Annotated in this window: 17 protein-coding genes and 1 tRNA gene; 4 read left to right on the top strand and 14 right to left on the bottom strand. The window is 71.0% G+C overall.

Translation table 11 applies throughout. The features are described from left to right. Nucleotides 1-59: 59 nt before the first annotated feature. The 7 genes from C0R66_RS04225 to C0R66_RS04195 all read right to left on the bottom strand — a co-directional run bounded on the left by C0R66_RS04225 (nt 60) and on the right by C0R66_RS04195 (nt 7,279). Entirely contained in the window at nt 60-1,502 is a 1,443-nt protein-coding gene (locus C0R66_RS04225) for a sugar transferase (RefSeq protein WP_101523653.1), read from the bottom strand. Between the two features lie 396 nt (nt 1,503-1,898). Then, nucleotides 1,899-2,489, bottom strand: a complete 591-nt coding sequence (gene pth, locus C0R66_RS04220; protein ID WP_101523652.1) for an aminoacyl-tRNA hydrolase — start codon at nt 2,487-2,489, stop codon at nt 1,899-1,901. Between the two features lie 97 nt (nt 2,490-2,586). Continuing rightward, complete coding sequence (locus C0R66_RS04215; protein ID WP_101523651.1) at nt 2,587-3,255, bottom strand: 50S ribosomal protein L25/general stress protein Ctc; 669 nt, start codon at nt 3,253-3,255, stop codon at nt 2,587-2,589. A gap of 248 nt (nt 3,256-3,503) precedes the next feature. Continuing rightward, the gene (locus C0R66_RS04210; protein ID WP_101523650.1) at nt 3,504-4,475 is read right to left on the bottom strand and encodes a ribose-phosphate diphosphokinase; all 972 of its coding nucleotides are present in this window, start codon (nt 4,473-4,475) and stop codon (nt 3,504-3,506) included. Between the two features lie 66 nt (nt 4,476-4,541). Next, nucleotides 4,542-5,918 carry a bifunctional UDP-N-acetylglucosamine diphosphorylase/glucosamine-1-phosphate N-acetyltransferase GlmU gene (gene glmU / locus C0R66_RS04205; RefSeq protein WP_241901567.1) on the bottom strand — a complete coding sequence of 459 codons (1,377 nt, stop codon included), beginning with the start codon at nt 5,916-5,918 and terminating at the stop codon, nt 4,542-4,544. A gap of 148 nt (nt 5,919-6,066) precedes the next feature. Next, a tRNA-Gln gene (locus C0R66_RS04200) sits at nt 6,067-6,145 on the bottom strand. Nucleotides 6,146-6,184: 39 nt separating this feature from the next. After that, on the bottom strand, nt 6,185-7,279 hold the full coding sequence (locus tag C0R66_RS04195; protein WP_101523649.1) for a sulfotransferase family protein: 1,095 nt from the start codon (nt 7,277-7,279) through the stop codon (nt 6,185-6,187). Between the two features lie 99 nt (nt 7,280-7,378). Here C0R66_RS04195 and C0R66_RS04190 point away from each other — a divergent pair, with 99 nt between their 5' ends. The 3 genes from C0R66_RS04190 to C0R66_RS04180 are packed head-to-tail and all read left to right on the top strand — an operon-like array spanning nt 7,379 to nt 11,893. Then, nucleotides 7,379-8,506 carry an ATP-dependent DNA ligase gene (locus tag C0R66_RS04190; RefSeq protein ID WP_101523648.1) on the top strand — a complete coding sequence of 376 codons (1,128 nt, stop codon included), beginning with the start codon at nt 7,379-7,381 and terminating at the stop codon, nt 8,504-8,506. After that, entirely contained in the window at nt 8,503-9,096 is a 594-nt protein-coding gene (locus tag C0R66_RS04185) for a hypothetical protein (RefSeq protein WP_241901566.1), read from the top strand. The genes C0R66_RS04190 and C0R66_RS04185 overlap by 4 nt, the downstream gene beginning before the upstream one ends. A gap of 31 nt (nt 9,097-9,127) precedes the next feature. Next, nucleotides 9,128-11,893, top strand: coding sequence for a stealth conserved region 3 domain-containing protein (locus tag C0R66_RS04180; RefSeq protein WP_101523647.1), 2,766 nt, complete (start codon nt 9,128-9,130; stop codon nt 11,891-11,893). An 11-nt stretch (nt 11,894-11,904) separates the two neighbouring features. Here the strand turns inward: C0R66_RS04180 and C0R66_RS04175 are convergent, their stop codons facing one another. From C0R66_RS04175 to C0R66_RS04165, 3 genes are all read right to left on the bottom strand, one after another. Beyond that, a complete protein-coding gene (locus C0R66_RS04175; protein ID WP_101523646.1) occupies nt 11,905-12,462 on the bottom strand; it encodes a mycothiol transferase in 558 nt (185 codons plus the stop codon). Between the two features lie 87 nt (nt 12,463-12,549). Beyond that, entirely contained in the window at nt 12,550-13,629 is a 1,080-nt protein-coding gene (locus tag C0R66_RS04170; protein WP_101523645.1) for a DNA polymerase domain-containing protein, read from the bottom strand. A 9-nt stretch (nt 13,630-13,638) separates the two neighbouring features. Further along, complete coding sequence (locus C0R66_RS04165; RefSeq protein ID WP_101523644.1) at nt 13,639-15,039, bottom strand: HNH endonuclease signature motif containing protein; 1,401 nt, start codon at nt 15,037-15,039, stop codon at nt 13,639-13,641. Nucleotides 15,040-15,185: 146 nt separating this feature from the next. Between C0R66_RS04165 and msrB the strand changes: the two genes are divergently transcribed. Beyond that, complete coding sequence (gene msrB, locus C0R66_RS04160) at nt 15,186-15,602, top strand: peptide-methionine (R)-S-oxide reductase MsrB (RefSeq protein WP_101523643.1); 417 nt, start codon at nt 15,186-15,188, stop codon at nt 15,600-15,602. A gap of 29 nt (nt 15,603-15,631) precedes the next feature. Here the strand turns inward: msrB and C0R66_RS04155 are convergent, their stop codons facing one another. The 4 genes from C0R66_RS04155 to gad form a co-directional block, all read right to left on the bottom strand. Beyond that, complete coding sequence (locus tag C0R66_RS04155; protein WP_101523642.1) at nt 15,632-16,168, bottom strand: glycosyl-4,4'-diaponeurosporenoate acyltransferase CrtO family protein; 537 nt, start codon at nt 16,166-16,168, stop codon at nt 15,632-15,634. Between the two features lie 119 nt (nt 16,169-16,287). Further along, nucleotides 16,288-16,695 carry a hypothetical protein gene (locus C0R66_RS04150; protein WP_101523641.1) on the bottom strand — a complete coding sequence of 136 codons (408 nt, stop codon included), beginning with the start codon at nt 16,693-16,695 and terminating at the stop codon, nt 16,288-16,290. Further along, complete coding sequence (gene gadC, locus C0R66_RS04145; protein ID WP_101523640.1) at nt 16,695-18,215, bottom strand: glutamate/gamma-aminobutyrate antiporter GadC; 1,521 nt, start codon at nt 18,213-18,215, stop codon at nt 16,695-16,697. Before gadC ends, C0R66_RS04150 begins: the two co-directional genes overlap by 1 nt. Nucleotides 18,216-18,226: 11 nt before the next feature. Beyond that, nucleotides 18,227-19,606 (bottom strand): glutamate decarboxylase, encoded by a 1,380-nt coding sequence (gene gad, locus C0R66_RS04140; RefSeq protein ID WP_101523639.1) that lies wholly within the window; start codon nt 19,604-19,606, stop codon nt 18,227-18,229. Between the last annotated feature and the right edge of the window lie 70 nt (nt 19,607-19,676).

Here is a 19,676-nt window from a genome sequence, read left to right as displayed (position 1 = left end):
CGACGACTCGTCAGCGACCGGCCGGCGGGTGCTGTCCGCGGTGGCGCTCGCGGACACCCTCACCACGCACCCTTGGGTCGAACCACGGCGTCGACGGTCTTGAGACCGATGACCACGTCGTCGACGAGGCGGTAGTTGTCGGCATAGTCGATGTCCAGCCGGACCGACTCGTCCCGACCCAGCGTGGACCGGCCGTTGACCTGCCAGGCCCCGGTCATCCCGGGCCGCACCACCAGCCGCCGACGCTCCAGAGCGGTGTAGCGGGCGACCTCGCTCGGCAGCGCCGGCCGCGGCCCCACGAGCGACATGTCCCCCTTGACCACGTTGATCAGCTGGGGCAGCTCGTCGAGGGAGTACTTGCGCAGTACCCGGCCCAGTCGCGTGACCCGGGGGTCGGCCCGCTTCTTGAACAGCAGGCCGTTGCCCTCGTCGGAGTCCAGGAGGAACGCCTTGACCGCCTCGGCGTCCTCGGTCATGGTGCGCAGCTTGTACATCGTGAAGTGTCGGCCGTCGCGCCCCACTCGCACCTGCTGGAAGATCCCGGGACCCGTCGAGGTGGCACGCACCGCGACCACGAGCGCGAGGATCAGCGGGGAGGCCAGGACCAGGATCATCGACCCCACGGTCCGATCGACCAGCGCCTTGAGGGCCCGCAGGACCGGCGAGGGCCTGCTCGAGCGCAGGTGCACCACGGGTGACCCGGCGAAGCGGGTGTGCTCGATGCGGTGCGGCCCGATCCCCTCGAGCTGGGACTGCAGGGCCAGTGCGATCCCGGTGCCCTCCAGAGCCCACCCGATCCGGCGCACCCGGTCGGTGTCGAGGTCGCCCCCCTGGGTCACCAGCACCAGGTCTGGTGCGAAGCGCAGCAGTGCGGCGCGCGGGTCGTCGTCCTCCTCGACCACCGAGATCCCCAGCTCCTCGGCGCCGCGCTGGCGCGGCAGCATCGGCTGCTGGCTTCCCAGCACCAGGCTGCCGACGACCTGGATCCGTCGGTCACCTGCCCACCGGGTGGCCGCCTCGGCCACGTCCACGGCGGAGCCGACGACCACCACCCGCTGCTGCACCGGCAGCAGGTGGCGCAGGAGAGCGCCGCCCGCGATGACGGCCCCGGCGGCCACGCTCAGGCACAGGGCGCTGCGCAGGTCGGCGGTCGAGACGAGGCCCACGGCGCTCGCGGCCCCGGCCGCACCGAAGGGAACGACCTGGTCCCGCAGGACCTTTCCCGGTCGGGGCAGCCCGGGCCGGACGGCCTGACCCCCGAAGGCGTAGCTGGCCAGCAGCACCAGCACGACGTAGCCGGCCGAGCCGAGGACCGGAGCGTCGAGAACCCCGACCACGGCGGTCATGGTGAGCAGCACGGCCGCCAGCTCGATGGGCAGCATCAGCCGGGCCCACGGCACCCCACGCCGGGCGCGGGCGGAGCTCCGGGTCACGGCCCGGTGGGAGACCCGGGCCCGGTGGGAGACCCGGGACCGGCCCGAGGACTGCGCGAGGTCGGTCATCCCAGGCCCCCGTAGCTGTGCGTCGCCACGCCATCCTGGGCGCGGACAGCCAGCCGCGGCAGGACGGCGTGACGACGACGCCCACGACCCGGGTGGGGGGAGCCGATGCCGCGGACGACCGAGGTGGGTCCCTGCTGGACCCGGCGACCGCACCGCGTGCGGTCGTCGCGCGCAGGACCGGACGATGCCGGCCCGCTGAGCGACTGCTGTGGCGTCCCCCCGGACGCACGGAACCAAAGACTCACGATTGCTCCCCCGAGCTCGTCCGCCGCCAATGATGGACGAGCCGTTGCTTGTGCTTGCCCGAGACGCTACGAGCCGCGGGCCCCTACCGCATGCCCGATATTGGGTGACTAGGCCGTCCGGGTGAGTCCGGACGACCGATCGGAGGATGGCTCAGCGGTTGAACTTCTGCTGGGCCTTCTCCAGGCCCGAGGTGATCAGGCACTCGACGGCGTCCGCGGCCTCGATCACCTGGAAGGGGAGCTCCTTGCGCTCCACGGTGCTGTAGTTGGACAGCACGAAGTCGGCCACGTCCTGGCGACCGGGGGGTCGCCCGATGCCCGCCCGGACCCGGTAGAAGTCGCCGGTGCCCAGCGAGGCACGCATCGAGCGCAGGCCGTTGTGGCCGTTGTCGCCGCCACCGAGCTTGAGCCGCAGCGCCCCGAACGGGATGTCCAGCTCGTCGTGCACGGCGATGATCCGCGAGGCCGGCACGTCGTAGAACTTGGCCACCGCCGACACCGGCCCGCCGGTCTCGTTCATGTAGGACCGGGGCCGCACCAGGACCACCCGGGGACCCGCCTCCCCCGGGGCGCCGAGCCGCCCCTCCACCACCTCGGCACGACCGGTCTTGTGCGCGCGGAACTTCGACGACATGCGGTCGGCGAGCTCGTCGGTCACCAGGTAGCCGATGTTGTGCCGGTGACCGGCGTACGTCGGGCCCGGGTTGCCGAGGCCGACGACCAGCCACACGTCCGCAGTCATGGCTCCAGTATCCCCGGAACGCAGACAGCGCCGTGGGGAGCCCCCACGGCGCTGTCGGTGCGTCGAGGTGATCGCGTGGCGAACCCTCGGCGCGAGGTCACTCGGAGGCGGTGTCCTCGGACTCCTCGGCAGCAGCCGCCTCGTCCTTCTCCTCGTCGGAGGGCTCGCGCTCGATGCCGGCCTCGGCCTCGGCCTCCTCCAGCTCGGCCTCCAGCTCCTCGGCGGTGATCTGGCCGGTGATGTTGACGATCAGCAGGTCCGCGTCGGCGACCAGCGTGGTGCCCTTGGGCAGCTTCAGGTCCGAGGCGTGGATCTGGGTGCCGACCCGCTTGCCCGCGATGTCGATCTCGATGAGCTCGGGGATGTGGGTGGCCTCGGCCTCGACCTGGATGGTGTTGTTCTCGAGCACCACGAACGAGTCGGGGACCGCGTTGCCGACGGTCGCCAGCGGGACGTCGACGGTGACCTTCTCGCCACTGCGGACGGACACGAAGTCGATGTGCTCGATGACGCGGCGGATCGGGTCGACCTGGACCTCGCGAGCCAGGGCCAGCTGCGGGCTGCCGTCGACGTCGAGCTCGAGCACGGAGTTCGTGCCGCCGTGCTTGAGGGCCATCATCGTGGAGTGACCCGGGAGGGTCAGGTGGACGGGCTCGTTGCCGTGTCCGTACAGCACGGCCGGGATCTTGTTGTCCCGGCGGATGCGGCGCGCCGCGCCCTTGCCGAACTCTGCGCGGACCTCGGCGGTGATCTTCTCGCTGGACATGCTCAACTCCGTTGCTGGGTGACTCGTGCTGGGGTGGATCAGGACTCTGGCTGCCCGCGAGACGACGAACGCCGCGCTCCCGGCAGGGGGCGCGGCGCAGTGTGGCTGGCCAGCCCTGTCGATCACGGAGCTCCTGGTGTTCGCAGGACTCCCTCGCCGAGGCAACCCGGGCACCTTACTCCGTGATGCCCGGGCCGCACCAATCCAGCGCTCAGGTCCAGCGCTCAGTTGCAGCGCAAGTCCAGCGCTCAGGCCTGGCCGTCGAACATGGACGTGACGGACCCGTCCTCGAAGACCTCGCGGATCGCCCGGGCGAGCAGCGGTGCGATGGAGAGCGTGGTCAGCTTGTCGAACTGCTTGTCGTCGGGGATCGGCAGCGTGTTGGTGACCACGATCTCGCTGGCCACGCAGTTCTTGAGCCGGTCGATGGCCGGGTCGGAGAGGATCGCGTGGGTCGCGGCGATGATGACCCCGGCCGCGCCGGCGTCCATGCACGCCTCGGCCGCCTTCACGATGGTGCCACCGGTGTCGATCATGTCGTCGGTCAGCACGCAGATGCGGCCCGCGACCTCGCCGACGACCCGGTTGGCGACCGTCTCGTTGGGCCGGTCGGTACGCCGGGTCTTGTGGATGAATGCCAGCGGCACCCCGCCCAGGCGGGCCGACCAGCGCTCGGCGACCTTGATCCGGCCCGCGTCCGGGGAGACCACGGCGAGCTGCTGGGTGCCGTACTTCTCCTTGACGTAGTCGGTCAGGATGGTGAGGGCCATGAGGTGGTCGACCGGGCCGTCGAAGAACCCCTGGATCTGGTCGGAGTGCAGGTCGACGGTGATCAGGCGGTCCGCGCCCGCGGTCTTGAACAGGTCGGCCATCAGCCGGGCCGAGATCGGCTCGCGGCCGCGGTGCTTCTTGTCCTGGCGGGCGTAGCCGTAGAAGGGCATGACCACGGTGATCCGCTTGGCGGAGGCACGCTTGAGCGCGTCCACCATGATCAGGTGCTCCATGATCCACTCGTTGATCGGCGAGGTGTGGCTCTGGATCACGAAGGCGTCGCAACCGCGCACGGACTCCTCGTAGCGGACGTAGAGCTCGCCGTTCGCGAACGCGTAGACCGACTGCGGCACCAGGCCGCTGCCGAGCAGATCGGAGACCTCGCTGGCGAGGTCAGGGTGTGCCCGGCCACTGAAGACCATCAGGTTCTTCTCAGTGGTCCGCTTCATTCCACTCACGGTGGCGCTCCTCGTGGGGGGGTGCGAGGTGACGGCCCCCGGATGAACAGGGCCTACTCAGGATTGTGAACCACGGGGGGGCTCTGCCCCAACCCCGGGGTCCACCTGTCCAGCCACCTGACCGGCCTCCTGGGCGGCCTCGGCCTGCTTGCTCCCGGGGCGCCGGGCGAAGACCCAGCCCTCGATGTTGCGTTGCTCACCTGCGGAGACCGCGAGGGCCCCGGCCGGCACGTCCTTGCGCACCACGGTCCCACCACCGGTGGCCGCTCCGTCGCCGATCGTGACGGGCGCCACGAACGTGTTGTTGGACCCGGTCCGGGCGTGCTTGCCGACGGTGGTCTGGTGCTTCGCGACGCCGTCGTAGTTGGCGAAGATGGTGCCGGCACCGATGTTGGTGCCCTCGCCGATGTCGGCGTCCCCGACGTAGGACAGGTGCGGGACCTTGGCCCCCTCGCCGATCACCGCGTTCTTGGTCTCGACGAAGCCGCCGATCTTGCCGCCGGCCCCGAGCCGGGTGCCGGGGCGCAGGTAGGAGAAGGGGCCGACGTTCGCGCGCTCCCCGATCACGGCCAGCTCGGCGTGGGTGCGCACCACCCGGGCACCGCTGCCGACCTCGCAGTCCTTGAGCGTGGAGTCGGGGCCGACCACGGCGTCCTCGCCCACCACCGTCGCGCCCAGCAGCTGTACGCCGGGCAGCAGGGTGACGTCGGGCGCGAGGACCACGTCGGCGTCGATCCAGGTGGTGCGGGGGTCCATCACGGTGACCCCCTCGCGCATCCACCTGGTCACGATGCGCCGGTTGAGCTCGGCGCCCAGCTCGGCCAGCTGGGCGCGGTCGTTGGCGCCCTCGGTCTGCTTGACGTCGTCGATCGCGAACGCGCCCACGCCGAGCCCCTGGGCCCGGGCCAGGCCGATCGCGTCGGTGAGGTAGTACTCGCCCTTGGCGTTGTCGTTGTCGATGAGCTCGAGCGCGGAGCGCAGGAAGTCGGCCCGGAAGGCCAGGATCCCGGAGTTGATCTCGTGGATCTTCCGCTCCGCCTCCGAGGCCTCCTTCTCCTCGACGATCCGCTCCACCTGGCCGTTCTCGTCCCGCACGATCCGGCCGTAGCCGAAGGGCTGGTCCACGACCCCGGACAGGATGCTGACCGCGTGGCCCGTCTGCTCGTGCTCGGCGACGAACCGCCGCAGGCTCTCCCCCTCCAGCAGCGGGGTGTCCCCGGCCGCCACCACCACGGTCCCGGTGGTGGGGCCCGCAACGTCCATCGCCACCCGGACCGCGTGCGCGGTGCCCTCCTGGGTCTCCTGTACGGCGAGCACCGCGTCCGGCACCAGCTCGGTGATGTGCTCGGCGACCTGCTCGCGCTGGTGGCCCACGACGGCGACGATCCGCGAGGGCTCCATCGCCTGCACGGCGCGGAGCACGTGCCCGATCATGGACCGGCCCCCACCGGGTGCAGGACCTTCATGGTCTTGGACTTCATCCGGGTGCCGCCTCCAGCTGCGAGGACGATCACGGTGAGGTTGTCCATTGCTCCCCTGCCTTGACGAGTCGGCGCGACGGATCCGCGCTCAGCGTGTCTTGCTCCCCGGGTAGGAGTCGAACCTACGTCGCTAGTCCTGATTCAAAGTCAGGCGGGCCCTGCCGGCAGACCAACCGGGGATCGTGATCAACCCCGAACTCTAGTGGACCGCCTGCGTGCTCACCCGCGTCGGCCGCGACCGGGCAGCCGGTCGAGCAGGCTCCTGCGCTCCGGGTGCGCGGCACGCTGCTCGGCCTCGCGGAGCTGGCGACGCAGGTCCTGCATGGTGGCCCGCTGCACGTCGCGCGCCTTGCGCGCGGCCAGCACCGCCTCGGCCCTGCTGTGGTCGTAGGTGAGGGCGACGGCCTCGGCGTAGCGGGCGGCGTAGTCGGCCTGGATCTGGTCCAGGCGCTCCGTCGCCACCGTGGAGGTGGGCTCCTCGACCAGCTGGCCGAGCAGGTCCCAGACCTCCTGCGCGGTGTCGCGCAGGTGTGCGGGGAGGTGCAGGTCGTCCCAGGTCAGCTGCGACTTGCGCATCGACGGCTCGATGAACTCGTCCACCGGGTGGGGCGCCGGGTCCGTGAGGTCGGCGTCGTAGGTCAGGTCGAGCTGCTGCCCGACGCGGGCCAGCGCGGTGCGCCAGTCGGCGAGCAGGTCGCCGTACCGGATGAAGGAGCGGGCGGTGCCGCGGCCGGCGCGCTCGGTGAGCAGCGCGGCGTTGACCCAGCCGGCGACGTTGGAGGTCTCCTTGACCAGCCGCAGCTCCTCGCTCTGGCTCTGCAGGTAGGCGATGTCCCGCGACCCCACCACCTCGGCCGGGTGACGCAGGGCGGTCAGCCACTTCAGGTCCACGCCCAGATCGGCGCAGACCGCGCTCCACACCTCGGCGAACCAGAACGCGTGCGGGTCCTTGACGACCAGGCGGGGGTGGTCGAGCTGGCCCGAGAGCCACTCCTTGAGCCGCTGCTGCGGCTCCCCGGTGGCGGCGAGCTCCGCGACCAGGGCGGGCGCGTCGGGGCGGGAGTCGATGTTGTGCATCGCGAGCTGCTTGAGGTAGCCCTTGTGGAAGTCGATGACCCACTTGGGCTCGTAGAAGCCGCGCGGGTTGGTCTCCGAGGCCTCGACCTCGGGCTGGGGCACGTGCAGGCCCAGCCGCTTGAGGCTGCCGGCCAGGGAGCTGGTGCCGCTGCGGCCGGAGCCCGAGACCAGGACCAGGGAGACGCCCGAGGAGTCGGGCGCGCCGGACGGGTCGGCGGGACTGGTCGGGCTCGTCATCGACTTGGTTCCTTCTCGTCAGGGCGGGGCAGCTCCGGGCCACACTATCGCCGGTCGTGTCCCGGTTCCGGCGCGCCGGGCGGTACTAGGGTCTGTGGTGTGCACCTGCCCGTCATGCCACCGGTCCAGCCGATGCTCGCCTCCAGCGCCGCCGCGGTCCCCACGCGGGGCGGAATGAGCTTCGAGCCGAAGTGGGACGGGTTCCGCTGCCTGGTCTTCCGCGACGGCGACGAGGTCGAGCTGGCGAGCCGCAACACCAAGCCGCTGACCCGCTACTTCCCCGAGATCGTCGCCGCGGTGCTGGCCCAGCTGCCCGAGCGGATCGTGCTGGACGGCGAGATCTTCGTGGCCCGGTCTGCGCCGGACGGGAGCACCCGGCTGGAGTTCGAGGTGCTGCAGGAGCGGATCCACCCCGCCAAGTCCCGGGTCGACATGCTCGCCGAGACCACCCCGGCGGGCTTCGTGGCCTTCGACCTGCTCGCCCTGGGCGAGGAGTCCTTCCTGGACCGCCCGTTCGCGGAGCGGCGAGCGGCCCTGGAGCAGGCCCTGGCCGGGCTGGACGGGCCCTGCTTCCTGACCCGCACGACCACCGACCCGGAGCTGGCGCAGGAGTGGTTCACCGACTTCGAGGGGGCCGGCCTGGACGGGGTGGTCGCCAAGCCGCTGGACGCGCCGTACACCCCGAACAAGCGGACCATGGTCAAGGTCAAGCACGAGCGCACCGCGGACGTGGTGGTGGCGGGGATGCGCGAGCACAAGACCTCGACACCGCAGCGGCCACTGCTCGGCAGCCTGCTGCTCGGCCTGTACGACGGCGCTCAGCTGCAGCACGTCGGCGTGAGCGCCAGCTTCACCGCCAAGCGCCGCGCCGAGCTGTGGGACGAGCTGCAGCCGCTGGCCTGCGACATCGCCGAGCACCCCTGGGGCGCCTGGGCGGAGCAGCCGGGGAGCGACGGCGGGATCATCGCCAACCCGGACCGGGTGCCCGGGACCCAGAGCCGCTGGAGCGCGGGCAAGGACCTGAGCTTCGTGCCGCTGCGCCCGGAGCGGGTGCTGGAGGTGAAGTACGACCACATGGAGGGGCGGCGCTTCCGGCACACCGCCCAGTTCAAGAGCTGGCGCCCCGACCGCGACCCCACCTCGTGCGACTACGGGCAACTGGACGAGGCGACCGGCTACGACCTCGCTAGGATCCTGGCCATCGACCACAAGGAGCCGCCACGATGACGCCCCCGACCGAGAACCCGGACAACCTGCCCGAGAACGACCCCATCGACGATGGCATCGGCACCTACGACGTGGTCATCCTGGCCGAGCACGAGGTCAGCGCGACCGACGCGCAGCAGATCCACAGCCTGCACGAGGACATCAAGGACCAGGTCGTCTACCACGTGCTGATCCCCCTGGACGACGCCTCGGCCCGGATCGAGGCGTCCATGGGCGCGCTCGGCGCCGGGGAGATGCTGGCGGCTCCCACCATCCTCTCCGACGCCGACGTCGAGGCGGTGCGCCGGGACTGCCAGGAGCGTGCCGCGGAGGAGCTCTCGGTGAGCCTGGCCGCGTTGGCCGCCACCGGGGCGCACACCACGGGCACCGTGGTGGACGAGTCCCCCCTGGACGACCTGGAGACCAAGGTCGCCGCGGTGGACGCACGCGAGGCGATCATCCTCACCCGTCCGCACGTGGTGGCGGAGTTCTTCCACGTCGACTGGACCTCCCGGGCCCGCCGCAAGATCGGCGTACCGGTGCTGCACCTGCTCGAGCACGAGCGGTTCGACGAGCAGGCCGGCGGCGGCGAGGGCGTGACCGGGGTCTAGGCGCGACGGGGACGGGACGAGGACGCCAGGAGTGGCACTGGGCGGTCGGCTGCGCACGGCAGCCGCGGCACTGCGCTCCCGCGACGGCGGACGGCTGCGCATCGGGTTCGTGCTCTACAACGCCGACGGGATGGGCGGCACCGCACGCTCCGCGATCACCCAGGCCAACGCCCTGGCGGCGCTGCCCGCCGGGCACCAGGTCTCGCTGATCAGCGTCACCCGCAGCGGCGAGCACCCGCACTACCGCCTGCACGACGACGTGGGCGTGGAGTACCTGGTCGACGTCCGCGACCCGAATGCCCCCCGAGCTGTGCAGCCGGGGGTGGTCGCCCCCGAGGTCGCGGAGGAGCTGGCACGGCGCGAGTCGGTGCTGGTGCCGCGGCGCTGGGACGCCTCCTTCTCCGCCCTGACCGACGCGGCGCTGCGCGCGCACCTGCCGGGCCTCGAGCTGGACGTCGTGGTGACCACCACCCCCGAGCTGCTCGCGGTGGTCTCCCAGCTCGCCCCGGCCGACGTGGCGCTGGTCCACCAGGAGCACCGGGCCTCCTCGCGGCGGGTCAACGACCTGGAGGCGCTGCTGTCGTTCGCCCCGCGCGCCGACGTGGTGGCGTCGCTGACGGGGTCGATGAACGACTGGCTGGCCGCCGAGCTGCGCGGAGCCGCGCCGGAGATGGTGGTGATGCCCAACCCGCTGCCCACCACCACGCAGCCCCGCTCACCCCTCGACGCGCCGGTGATCGTCTCTGCGGGGCGCCTGGTGCCGGAGAAGCAGTTCGAGCACGTCATCGACGCGTTCGCGCAGGTGAGCGACCAGCTGCCCGGCTGGACGCTGCGCATCTGGGGGGACGGGCCGCGGCGCGCCGCACTGCGGGGCCTGGTCCGCAAGCGCGGTCTGGAGGGTCGGGTCGAGCTGCCCGGCGCGACCGAGGAGATGGCCGCGGAGTGGGCCCGGTCGAGCGTCGTGGTGCTGGCATCCCGTTCCGAGGGCTTCCCGCTGGTGGTGCAGGAGGCGATGTCGGCCGGGGTGCCGGTGGTCAGCTACGACTGTCCCTCCGGCCCCCGCGAGATCATCACCCACGACCGGGACGGCCTGCTGGTGCCGCCCGGCTCCAAGGCCGGGCTGGCCGCGGCGATGCTCCGGCTCGCCTCCGACGCCGGCCTGCGCGCTCGTCTGGGCGCGGCCGCGCTGGAGTCCTCGACCGCGTACGAGGCTGAGGCGCTGGCTGCGCGCTGGGTGGAGATCTACCACCGCGCGGTCGCTCGGCGCCGCGACCCGGTGGCTCCCCGACGGGTGCTCCACGGTCGCCGGCCCGGGCCGGTGGGCACCCCGCCCGAGGGGGCACCGGCCGCCGGTGTCGTCCCGGCCGCGGCGCGTTCCGCCGCCCTGCGCACCGCGGTGGACGCAGCCCGGGCCGCGGGCTCGGGCTGGTTCGTGATCCCCGCCCACGCGCTCGACCCCGGACCGGTGCTGGTGGTGCCGATGGCGCGACGTACCGCCTTCCTGGAGGCGCTCGCGGCCGAGCCGGGGCCGGACTACCTCAGCCTCCGGGACCCCGCGGAGCGTGGTTGGCCGGAACGCCGCGGCACCGCGCCGGCGATGGCCGAGGCCCTGCTGCGCACCCGGGGGGCACGGATCCACCTGGAACCGTGGCCCGGTCGCGGTGGCCATCACGGGCTGCTCGCGGAGGGTGCCGGCGTCACCGTTGAGTTCTGGGACGCTCAGCCCAGCGGCGACCTGGTCGCCCCCGATCCCACCCGGTACGGCGACCGGCTCCCCGCGGGCGCCGCGCTGACCGTCGCCGAGGTCGAGGGCGTGGAGGTCGCCACGCTGCCCGAGATGCTGCTGCCGACCACCGACGAGTGCCGCTTCGACGTCGACGTGGTCTACACCTGGGTCGACGGTGACGACCCGGACTGGAACGAGCAGCGGATCCGCCGCCAGGAGCAGGTGACCGGAGTGGCAGCGACCCGCGAGGCGAGCGGCGACGCCCGCTACCGCAGTCGCGACGAGCTGCGCTACTCGATGCGCAGCGTCCACCTGTTCGCGCCCTGGGTACGGCGGATCCACCTGGTCACCGCCGGTCAGGTGCCCGACTGGCTGGATGCCTCGGACCCCCGGATCTCGGTGGTCGACCACCGGGACGTGTTCCCGGCCGACGCACTGCCGACCTTCAGCTCCCACGCCATCGAGACCCGCCTGCACCACGTGCCGGGGCTGGCCGAGCGGTTCGTCTACCTCAACGACGACGTGTTCCTGGGCCGGCCGCGACGACCCGAGCACTTCTTCTCCCCCGCCGGCGCGTTCGCCGCGTTCGTCGCCGAGCGCCCCGTGGGGCTCCCCGGGTCCGCGGACCGGCCCTACCTGGCCGCCGCGGAGAACAACCGGGCGGTGCTGCGCGAGGCGTTCGGCGTCTACCTGACCCACACGATGGTGCACAGCCCCCATCCCCAGGTGCGCTCGGTGCTGAGCGAGATCGAGCAGCGCTTCCCCGCGGAGGTGGAACGCACCACGCGTGCGCCGTTCCGCTCCGCGACCGACATCTCGCTGCTCTCCTCGTTCGCCCAGCACTACGGCCTGCTGACCGGGAAGGCCTACCCCGGCCAGGCACACCACGCCTACGTCGACCTGGGCCACCAGCAGCTCGAGAAGCAGCTGACCGGACTGCTGCGCCGGGACCGGGACTTCTTCTGCGTGGCCGACCACCACGACTCCGCCCTCGGCGAGGACCAGGTGCAGGCGCTGCTGACCGGGGTGCTGGAGCAGTACTTCCCGGTCGCCGCCCCCTGGGAGAAGTAGCCAGCGGGCGGTCAGCCGCCACCCATCTCGGTGACGATGTCGAGGTGGCCCGCGTGCCGGGCGTACTCGCTGAGCACGTGGAAGCAGATCCACTCCAGGGTCGGCGGGTGGTCGGAGAACCGGCCGCCGATCGCGGCAGGCTCGGAGAGGGAGTGCTCCCGCAGGATCCGGTGCGTGCGTTCGGCCACCGCCTCCAAGCGCTCGGCGATCCGCTCCACCGTGACGTCGTCGGGAACGCTCCACCGCGGTCCGTCGCGTACGTCGTCGAGCTCCTGGGCCGCCCACGGGTCGCTGGCGTTCCAGTCACCCCACGGGTCGCGGACCTGCTCGCCGAGGAAGCCCCAGATGAACCAGCGCTGCTCCATGTGCATGAGGTGGGACAGCAGCTCGATCGGCGTCCACCCCGACGGCAGGCGCGTCTTGCGGGACTCGCTGGAGTGCATACCGGTCACGGTCGTGACGATGTCGGTGCGCAGCCAGTCCAGGTAGTCGCTCCAGCGCTCCGCGCCGGCGGCCCCGCGCTTGCCGGGCTCGCGGGGGAAGCGGCCGATTCGCTGGTCCTCGGGCATGTCTACCTCTGTACCACTCCGCGGGCCGGCGCGACAGCGTCGTAGCGACCCAACATCGTGCTTGCCCGGGCTCGTGCGGGTGACGGCTCAGGTGTCGACACGGTTGCCGTCGGTGTCCCAGTGCTCGGCAACCTTCTTGCTGGGCTGCACCCGAGGCGGCTCGCCGGGCATCTTGGGGTAGTCCGGCGGGTAGTTGAGCTCGACCGGGTGCTGCTCCCACAGGTCCAGCAGGGCGGTGAGGTCGTGCGCCACCTCGTCGATCTCGGCCCACGGGTCCGGCTGCTCGGCCAGACGCTGCGGCACGGTGACGAGGTTGAAGCCCCGGGGGTCGTCGAGCTCGGCCAGTTCCTCCCACGTGACCGGGGTGGAGACCGGCGCACCGGGCAGGGGACGCAACGAGTACGCCGAGGCCATCGTGCGGTCGCGGCAGTTCTGGTTGTAGTCGACGAAGATCCTGCTCCCCCGTTCCTCCTTCCACCACGCGGTGGTCACGCCGTCGTCGCGCTTCTCCAGCTCGCGGCCGAAGGCGATGGCGGCGTGCCGGACGTCGACGAACTCCCAGTCGGGCCGGATCCGGACGAAGACGTGCACGCCGCGGTTCCCGCTGGTCTTGGCGAATCCGCGGATGCCGAGGTCCGCCAGCAGCTCGCGAGCCGCCCCGGCGACGCGCACCGCGTCGGCGAACGACGTACCGGGCTGCGGGTCCAGGTCGATGCGGAGCTCGTCGGGGCGGTCCACGTCGGAGCGGCGGGTCGGCCACGGGTGGAAGGTGAGCGTGCCCATGTGGGCGCACCAGACCGGGACCGCGATCTCGGTCGGGCAGATCTCCGAGGCCTTGCGGCCGGACGGGAAGGTGATCTCCACCGCCTCCACGAAGTCGGGGGCACCCTTGGCGATCCGCTTCTGGTAGAACGCCTCGGCGTCCTTGTCCTGCGGGCCGGTGGCCAGCTTGAACCCCTCCCGCACCCCCGAGGGCCACCGCTCCAGGGCGGTGGGACGGTCGCGCAGCGCCTGCATCAGCGGGTCACCGACGTCGGCGAAGTACTGCGCCACCATCAGCTTGGTGACCTCCGGGGTGCGCTCGGTGGCCTCGTAGATGACGCGGTCCGGTGAGGAGACGCGAACCTCCCGGTCCCCGGCCTGGACGAAGGCTGCTGGTGTGGCCATGGGGTCACGCTAGCGAGGATCCCGGCACTCCGGCCGCTGGCGCTCCTCTCGACACGCGGACTCCCCTCCGGCAGGCCGCTCCCATCGTCTGCGGTGGAAGCGGCGCTCCCCGGAGGTGTGCTCACGTAGGTCCCAGCCCGGGTCATGGGCTCTGCGGTGGTGATGCCCGCACAACGGGAGCCCGTTGCCCAGATCGGTCCGCCCACCCTGGGACCACGCCAGCCGGTGATGGTGGATCTCGCACCAGGAGAACGGCCGCTCACACCCCGCGACCGCACAGCTGTCATGGACCAGCGACAACGCCCGACGCTGCGCCACCGAGTGCAACCGCCGCTCCCGACCCAGGTCCAGCGGCTCCGAGCGACCGCCCAGCACCACCGGGACCAACCCCGCCTCGCACGCCAACCGACGAGCATCCCCCGCGGTGACCCGCACCCCGGTCTCCAACCGAGCCGCACCCACCCCGTCCAGCAACGCCGCCAGGTCCAACGTGACCAGCACCGCCGCAGCCGATCCGCCATGCCCACTGGTAGGCAGGTGCTCGATCAGCTCACACAACGCCGCACCCTGGATCTCCGGGAACGACACGCTCTCCCCCACCCCCGCAGCGGTCTCATCGACCACCGGAGCCCCGGTCCTGTCCCGACCCAACCGCCGCGGGCTGCTCAACCGGCCCAGCACCGTGTCCAACAACGACCCGTGCAGCTCCGGGATCCGGAACCTCCCCGACCACGTCCCGTCCCCGTTGTCATGCAACGACAGATAGGTCTCCCGGTCAGCACCATGCTTCTCCCGGGTCAACATCGCGTGCTCGTGCTCGTCGGCCAGCCCTCGGTCCACCGGATCGAACATCCGCCGCGCCGCCTGCCGCAACCGCTTCGCGTTCATCGCCCGCCCCGACCGCGTCCCCTCCCCGGTCGCCTTGCCCACCAACAGCTCCTCCGCGGTCGCGAGCTGCTCGGGCGTGGCCCGGGCCGGGGCCTGCTCCGCGGCGTTCACGATCACCCGGACCTGGTCCACCCTGATCCGGCCCGCCGCGAACGCCTCCCGCGTCGCGGCGTACTTGGAGGACAACAGCTCCCCCAACCTCAACCCCGCTGCCTGCGACTCCCGCGTGGCACCCAACAACCCGGCCAACCAGGCATCGGTCCCGGTTGCCGCCCCACCATGGACCGGATCCTCGGCCACCCGCCGCACCTGCGCCTCGGCGGAGAGCGCCAACCGCAACGCGGTCGCCGCCGACTCCAACCCCGCCAGCTCACCGATCGCGGCCGCCAGCTCCCCGGTCCCCAACGACCCCGGCGACACCATCGCCGCCGCACGCAGCCCCAACCGGGCCTCCGCCACCGAGTCCACCAGCACCGAGCCCCCAGGGGCCATCCCCGGCTCCCGCACCGCGCTCGCTGTCATGCCTCCAGCCAACCGACACCCACCGACAACCAAGGCCCCACGTCCCACCGACTGAGACACTAAACGAAACTTTGTTCGGGTCTTCGATGCCGTCGGCGACCCGCCGCCCTACGACCGTCCTTGGCGGGCCGATTACCGTGACCCTCATGGGTTACGACGTGGAGAAGACCGACGAGCAGTGGCGAGCAGAGCTGTCCCCCGAGGAGTACGCCGTACTCCGCCAGGCAGGCACGGAGCGCGCCTTCACCGGTGAGTACAACGACACCGAGACCACCGGGGTCTACTCCTGCAAGGCGTGCGGCTCGGAGCTCTTCGAGTCCGACACCAAGTTCCACTCCGGGTGCGGCTGGCCCAGCTTCTACCAGCCGATGACCGACACGATCGAGTACATCGAGGACACCAGCCACGGCATGAAGCGCGTCGAGGTGCGCTGCGCGACGTGCGGCTCCCACCTGGGCCACGTCTTCCCCGACGGCTACGGCACGCCGACCGGCGACCGCTACTGCATCAACTCGGTCAGCCTCACCTTGCAGCCGAAGCAGGACACCCCTTCTTCGGACTGAGCACGATCCGCCTCGGACCTGGTTCGGTCTCACAGGAGAGGAGAGCTCTTCCTTGAGAGCCGGGCCGAGATGGACTGAAGGCGGGCACGCAAGAGCCGCTGCAGCAGCGCTGGGTACAGATGTAGGAGCAGTCCGAGGGCCACCAGCCAGACGGCCCCTCGCCATGCCCCTGTCGACAGCACGCCGAAAGCCACGGCCGCAGCAACGAAGAGGCAGATGCTGTGGCCGACCTCGGAGCGACGTGTGTGCTGATCGAGCTCTTTCAGGCCCTCCCGCGTGCCGTCGAACCCACGTTCTCTTGCGATGAGCCGGTTCCATCCGATGACGTCGAGCAGCTTCCCGAACAGTCGGACCCCCAGTGCCGGGTAGAGCCGCGCCTCCCAGTGCCTGACCCGGAGCCAACCGTGACTCGGAATGTGTACCCGCGGACCGACGATCGAAGACACCCACGCCATGAGAATGAAATGAGTGACCCAGGCGAAGGTGAACCCTGTCCGGCCGATGAGAACCCACGCCGCTGCGATACCTCCGGCGGCGAGTGCCGTCGTCAACGACCCGGCCAGCATGACGCGTGCTGACTTGAGAGATGGGGGCACACGCCAACGCTATACAGGCTCCGGGCACCAGGCGTGAGCCGGTTGACTTGGCCCTTGCCGTGCTCCTCGTCCATGCGCCGACGCACTGGTCAGCGATCGCTCTCGTCCACGTTCAGCGTGTCGAGCAGGTCCTCGTAGTCGTCGAGCCGGTCAGGGCAGTAGACCTCCACCACCGACCGGTCGTAGGCGACGAGGTCCTGCACCAGTTCCTCAGGCACCGCCCGCGTGACCCGCGCCCAGACGGCGAGGTCGAGCGGACTGCCCGCCAGCGACGCGCAGACCGCGTAGGCGTGCTCCCCGTAGAGGTTGCGCGCCACTTCGACGGTCAGCTCCGGGGCGGTCCCGTTGGAACGGGTCAGCTCCACCAGCCGCTCGGCTCGCTCCTGGGCGACCTGCCTGTCGTCGTCGGCGCAGCCGGCCAGCGCTGCTGCCAGGCTCACGGCAAACAGACCTGCCGCCAGGAGCCGCAGTGGGCGCAGCCGCACCGGCTCTCGCATCAGTCTCCCCCTCCCGATCCGCCCGAGCCGCTGGCAGCTCCGGCCGCGGGGAGAGGGTTGCCCCGGTCGTCCGTGGTCCGCCAGTGCGGCTTGCGCACCGCGTAGATCAGCAGCGGCGGCATGCCGAGCAGGACCACGACGCCGAGCATCACGTAGGGGTAGACCGCCGGGGGGATCCCCACCAGTCCCGACGGAGGGATGAACCCCAGGACCAGGGCCGCCGCGGAGGCGAGGAAGCCCACGCCGGCCACCAGGCCGACGGCGGGCACCCGGTAGCTGCGCCGCACGTCCGGTTGGGTACGGCGCAACCGCACCACCGAGGCGAACATCAGCAGGTACATGATCAGGTAGAGCGCCGCCGCCATGTCCACGAGCGTGAAGAAGACCGCGCTCACGTTCGGGATGATCACGAAGAGCAGCGCGAGCACGGTGACGATGACGCCCTGGACGGCCAGGATCCCCTCCTCGACGCCGCGCTTGTTCTGCTTCTGCATCCACGGCGGGAGCACCCCGGTCCTGCCGGCCGCCAGCAGCCCCATCGACGGCGCGGCGATCCAGGTGACCACCGAGGCGAGCGCGCCGATGGCGATCATCGCCGAGAGCACGTAGGTGGCCCAGCCGACGCCGTAGTGCTCGAAGAAGTTGCGGAAGGCCAGCATGATCCCGTCGGTCAGCCCGAGCGCAGACTTCGGCACCAGCGCCGCGACCATGATCGTGGGCACGATGAAGACGCCGAGGATCAAGCAGGAGGCGATCAGGATCGCCTTGGGGTACTGCCGGCCAGGGTCCCTCATCCGGTTGGCGTGGACCGCGTTGACCTCCATGCCGGCGTACGCCAGGAAGTTGGAGACGATCAGCACGATCGAGGCGAATCCGGTGAAGGGTGGAATCACGTCGGAGGCCTCCAGCGGGGTCTGCGACTTCTGCCCGTCAGCCAGCCAGATCGCCCCGAGCACGATCAGCAGGATGCCCGGGATGATCGTGCCGATGACGCCGCCCCACGAGCCGATCCTGGCAAAGAGGTTGCCACCGGCCAGGGCCACCGCAGTGGCGAGGTAGTAGAAGAAGAGGATCACGATCGCGTTGAAGAGGCCGTCGTTGGCGAGGTCGCCACGACCCACCGTGAAGGCGACCGCCGCTGCGATGAAGGCCAGCTGCACGGGAAACCAGACGACGTTCTGGACCCACTGGAGCCAGATCGCCAGGAAGCCCCACCGGTTGCCCAGGGCCTCCCGGACCCAGGCGTAGATCCCGCCCTGCCACCCGGTGGCCAGCTCCGCGGCCACCAGGGCGGTGGGGACCAGGAACAGGACCGCGGGGATCAGGTAGAGCGTGATCGACGCCAGACCGTAGGTGGCCATGGTCGGCAGGCTCCGCAGGCTGGCCACGACGACCACCGTGAGGATGGCCAGCTGTCCGGTGCCGAGCAACGTGATCGCGGTCCTCGTGGCGCCCGTCCCGGCAGCCGCCGGAAGGGAGTCCCCGTCCCCCGGTGACGCGGCATTGCGGTGATCGGTCATCACCGACCCCTTCAGTGGTGGAACATCTCCGTCTTCTGCTCACGCGGCAGCGGACCAGGCAGGCTGTCCAGGAACTCCACGCTGCTGCGCAGACTGTCGAGCAGGCGGTCGGCGAGGTCGTGGGACAGGCCGTTGCGCACCACGATCCGCTGCACGGTCCGGTCGGAGAGGTCATTGGGCAACGGGTACGCCGGCACCAGCCAGCCGCGCTGGCGCAACTGGTCGGAGAGGTCGTAGAGGCTCCAGTTCGAGGTGTGGTCCGGCTTGAGCTCCCAGGCGAACACCGGGATGTCGGAGGCGTCGTTCCACAGCGTGAACGGACCCAGCTTCTCGATCTCCCGGGCCAGGTACTGCGCGACCGCGAGGCTCTCCTCCTGCACCGCGGCGTAGCCGCGACGGCCGAGGCGGATGAAGTTGTAGTACTGCAGCAGCACCTGGGCGCCGGGTCGGGAGAAGTTCAGGGCGAAGGTCGGCATCCGGCCACCGAGGTAGGAGACGTAGAAGATCAGGTCCTCGGGGAGGAAGGCCTGTTCCTTCCACACCACCCAGCCCAGGCCCGGGTAGACCAGGCCGTACTTGTGGCCGCTGACGTTGATCGAGTGCACCCGGTCGAGCCGGAAGTCCCACTCCATGTCGGGCTGGGCGAAGGGCGTTACGAAGCCGCCGGAAGCGGCGTCGACGTGGACCGGGACGTCGAGCCCGGTGGACTCCTGGATCTGGTCCAGGGCTTGGCAGATCTTGGCCACCTGCTCGTACATCCCGGTGTAGGTCACGCCCATGATCGGCACCACGCCGATGGTGTTCTCGTCGACGTACTTCTCCAGCTCGAAGCCGTCCATCGTGCGGTGCTCGTCGCTGATCGGGACCGTCCGGGTCTCCACGTCGAAGTAGTTGCAGAACTTCAGCCAGCACACTTGGACGGCCGAGCTCATCACCAGGTTGGGCCGGTCGGTGGACTTGCCGGCCGCCTTGCGGGCGTGCTGCCAGCGGCGCTTGAGCGCGAGCCCGCCCAGCATGCCCGCCTCTGACGAGCCGATCGTCGAGGTGCCGATCGACCGGCTGGGGTCGGGCGCGTGCCAGAGCTCGGCAAGGATCCGCCAGCACCGTTCCTCGATCGCCGCGGTCTGGGGGTACTCGTCCTTGTCGACCATGTTCTTGTCGAAGGTCTCGGAGTAGAGCTTGGCGGCCATCGGGTCCATCCAGGTCCCGACGAAGGTAGCCAGGTTGAGCCGGGCGTTCCCGTCGAGCATGGCCTCGTCGTGCACGAACTGGTACGCCGTCTCCGGGGTCATCGACTCCTCGGGCAGCGAGAACGCCGGGACCTCCCGCGCCTCGCCGGGGCGGACGAACAGCGGGTTGAGGGCAAGAAGCTCGATGTCTCTCTCGCTCATGGGGTCGGTCCTTTCGTCGGGCCGCGCGGGCGCTCTGCTGCGACCCTCACCCCGCAGCGGTGCCCGCAGT

Source organism: Nocardioides houyundeii (assembly GCF_002865585.1).
GTDB classification, from domain to species: Bacteria; Actinomycetota; Actinomycetes; order Propionibacteriales; family Nocardioidaceae; genus Nocardioides; species Nocardioides houyundeii.
This window is presented reverse-complemented; position numbering and strand designations above follow the sequence as displayed.